This window comes from Kitasatospora sp. NPDC059803, from assembly GCF_042732255.1.
In the GTDB taxonomy this organism is placed as follows: domain Bacteria; phylum Actinomycetota; class Actinomycetes; order Streptomycetales; family Streptomycetaceae; genus Kitasatospora.
In genome coordinates this window covers 1-3,493 of the sequence record NZ_JBHWIJ010000374.1, presented here as the reverse complement: position 1 = coordinate 3,493, position 3,493 = coordinate 1, and the positions used below count along the sequence as shown (strand labels likewise).

Annotated in this window: 3 protein-coding genes; all 3 read right to left on the bottom strand. The window is 72.0% G+C overall.

Features of this window, described 5'->3' with window-relative positions:
* Window positions 1–78: 78 nt before the first annotated feature.
* Complete coding sequence (locus ACFV6I_RS35735) at window positions 79–1,491, bottom strand: pyridoxal phosphate-dependent aminotransferase (RefSeq protein ID WP_380430078.1); 1,413 nt, start codon at window positions 1,489–1,491, stop codon at window positions 79–81.
* Window positions 1,492–1,737: 246 nt separating this feature from the next.
* Window positions 1,738–2,529: a class I SAM-dependent methyltransferase gene (locus ACFV6I_RS35730; RefSeq protein WP_380430075.1), complete on the bottom strand. Its 792-nt coding sequence runs from the start codon at window positions 2,527–2,529 to the stop codon at window positions 1,738–1,740.
* 100 nt (window positions 2,530–2,629) lie between these two features.
* Window positions 2,630–3,493, bottom strand: an 864-nt coding sequence (locus ACFV6I_RS35725; protein ID WP_380430072.1) for a substrate-binding domain-containing protein, incomplete at its 5' end; no start/stop codon positions are given.

Sequence of the window (3,493 nt, the reverse complement as noted above, 5' to 3'; positions counted from 1 at the left end):
GCGCGGTTGTGCGGGGGGGCTGTGTCGGGTAAGGGCCAAGGCCGAACCCGGGACAACCCGGGTGCCGCACGGGGCCTGCTACTTCAGCTTCCCCAGCGCCGTCCCCACCCGCTGGACGGCGGCGACGACGTCCTCGGGCTGGCGGGCGGTGAAGCAGAGGCGGAAGAAGCCGGGTGCCGGGTTGTGCATGGTGCCGCCGGGCAGCAGCGTGACCTCGGTGGGCTCGGCCATGAGGTACTTGAACAGCCACTCCTCCTTCGGGTCGAGTCCGCTCGGCCGGGCGAGCGGCAGCCCGGCCACCTCCTCGCGGCCGGTACCGGGGTGCTTGCCCAGGTACTTGGAGAGGTCGAGCCAGAAGAACTGGGCGGCGTTGTCGCCGGGCCGGTGCACGTAGTCGATCTTGGCGGCGTCCAGGGCGCCCTTGACCCTGTCGAAGCTGGTCTTGAGCAGCGTGCGGTACTCCCGCATCGCATAGGTGGTGTAGAGCTCGCCGCCGGAGCCGTTGGCGGGGGCGCTCAGCAGGTCCTGGATGACGTAGGTCTTCAGCGAGTCGAAGGGGCTGAACCAGGGCAGCGGGTGGGTGGGCTCGGCCGGGTCGTTGTTGCCGAGCATGGTGTTGCGCACGGCGGGGTTCCGGGAGATCACGAAGCCGGTGCGGAAGCCGGACAGGCCGAAGTCCTTGGCGAAGCCCCAGACCACGTGGATCCGGTCGGGCTGCTCCCGGTACGCCTTCAGGGCCAGCGCGCTGGTGAACTTCGTTGTGCTGCTGTCGAGTTGGGAGTGACAGTAGATCTCGTCCGAGATGATGTGCAGGTCGGTGTCCGTGAGCGCCCACCCGTAGATCTCGTCCAGCAGGGCCCGCGAGTAGTTCACGCCCAGCGGGTTGTGCGGGTTGGTGAGGACGAGCAGGCGCGGCGTGTGGCCGGCCGCCTTCCGGTCCTCGTAGGCCTTCTTGAGCAGGGGCAGGGTGAGCCGGTACCGCTCCTCCCCCGTGGTCGGCAGGTTCACCGGGACGCACTTGAGCCTGGGCCGTTCCTGGAAGGACCAGTTGAAGCCCTGCCAGTACGGCGCGGGGATCAGCACCTCGTCGCCGTCCTTGAGCGGCGGGCCGACCGGGTCGCGGCCCTTGAGCGCGAAGGCGATGCACTCCAGCGCGGAGGAGACCCCGGCCACGCCGAACACGTCGCCCTCGTCGACCTCGGCGCCGAGTGCCAGGGTGAGCAGCTTGGCGACCGGCCGGCGCACCGCCAAGGTCCCGGCCGAGTCGATGTACTGGATGTACCGCTCGGGGATCAGCTGGATGTTGTCGAAGACCTTCTTCTTCATCGAGTGGTGGTAGAGCAGGACGTTCTCGGCGACGGACAGGTTGACCGCCTTGGGGGACGCCACGTGCTGGTGGAAGTAGGCGAGGGCCTGCTCCAGGTCGGTCATCCGGGTGAGCTGTTCGGCGGCCGCCTCGGGAGAGGCGAGGGTGCGGGTGTCGTCGGTCATGGCAGTCCTTGTCCGGGCTTCGCGGGGTGGGCTGGGCGGCGTGCCGGAACATGGTCGTTCGCACACGCATCGGCCCCAGCGGACCACGTCCCGGGCACGGCCGCCAGCGCTCGGCGCCCGTCCGGACGGGGGCGGGGTCAGGCGGTCAGCGGCTTGACCCAGCGGCTCCACTGCGGTTCGGGGCGGTAGCCGGCGGCCTCCCAGGTGCGGTGGCCGAGGGCGTCCGCAGCCTGGACGGACGGGCCGTCAGCCCAGCCGCCACACCGTGGTGGTCTTGACGGCGGTGTCCTCCAGGTCGGCGACGACCGGCACCTGGTAGGCGGCGAGCGCGGTGAACCGCTCCCGGGGCAGGTAGGCCCGGCCGGGGTCGCCGACGATGACGGTGGCGCCGCGCGCGGCGGCCCGTTCCAGGAAGGGCAGGAAACGGGCAGCCATGGCCCGTTCGTAGAAGACGTCACCGGCGAGCACCACGTCGGCCGGGGCGCCGTCGCCGTCCACCAGGTCCACCAGGGCGGCCTCCACGCGCACGCCGTTGGCCTCGGCGTTGAGGCCGATGGCAGCCACCGCGTAGGCGTCGATCTCGGCGGCGCGCACGGACGCGGCGCCGCTCAGCGCGGCCGCGACGGCGACCACCCCGCCCCCGGCGGCCACGTCGAGCACCGCCCGCCCGGCCACCAGCTCGGGGTGGTCCAGCACGTGGCGGGCGACGGCCACCCCGCCCGCCCAGGCGAACGCCCAGAACGGCGGCGGCAGTCCGACCTCCCCTCGCGCCCGCTCGGTGGTCTCCCACAGGGTGATCGCGTCCTCGGCCATGTGCAGGCCGACCTCGGGGACGAACGGGACGGGCTTCAGCTCGGTCTCGCGCCGGATGAAGGCGAGGTCGGCCTCCGACTGATGGGTCTCCGGTTGATCGGCCTCCGACGGGCGGCTCTCCGGTTGATCGGCCTCCGACAGGTGGGTCTCCGGCTGGTCGGTCTCCGGCTGGTCGGTCTCCGGCTGGTCGGTCTCCGGCTTGAGAGTGCGCAGCTCACTCGGCATCTCCGCAGCATAGGGCCCGCGCGGGGGTGCTCACGCCCGCCCGGCCGCCGCCCGGCCCCCGCCTGGCCGCGCCGGGCGAGCGAGCCGGCACCCGCCGCCGCTACTGGAGGCCGGCCGCGGAGCAGGCGGCGACGTAGTCCGGCGTGCAGATCTGGGCGACGGTGTAGAGGCCGTCGGCGACCACGGTGGCCTTGACGTTGTCCTTGGTGAGCGCGACCGGGGCGATCAGGCCGGTCGGCACCTTGTCGCTGCTGCCGCTGGTCACCGTGGTCGGCACGAGGGCGCCGCCGATTTCCTGGCCGTAGGCCAGGTCGACGGCCAGCTGCGCGGCCACGTCGGCCTCCGACTTGAGGGGCTTGTAGACCGACATGGCCTGGGCGCCCGCCAGGATCCTCTGCACGCCGTCGAGTTGGAAGTCCTGGCCGGTCAGCGGGACACTCAGGCCGGACGCCTCGGGATCGGACGCGTTGGAGCCGACCGCGCTGGAGGCGGTAGCGCTGGGGTCGGCAGCGTTGGGGTCGGCCGCGCCGGGATCGGCGGGCGAGCCGTTGGTCGTGATCGCCTCGCCGACGTCCGCCGTGCCGCCTACCACCGCCGCCGCGGCCTGGCCCCGCAGTTCGCCGACCTTGCGGTTGTCGAAGGACACGTAGGCGTCGACCGGGCCCTGGGCGAGGCGGTCGTAGGCGACCACCCTGACGCCCGCGTCGTGCGCCTTCTGGATCGACGCCTGGATCGACTTGGCGTCCACCGCGTCCAGGATCAGTACCTTGGCGCCCTTCTTCACGGCGGCGTCGATCTGGGTCTGCTGGACGGCGGCGTCCTGGCCGGCGTTGTAGTAGTCGATCTGCGCGTCCGGCGCCAGCTCCTTGATCTTCTTCTCGATCAGCGGCCGGTCGAACTGCTCGTAGCGAGTCGTCCTGGCCTCCGGCAGCAGCAGGGCTATCCGCCCGGCTCCCCTCCCGGC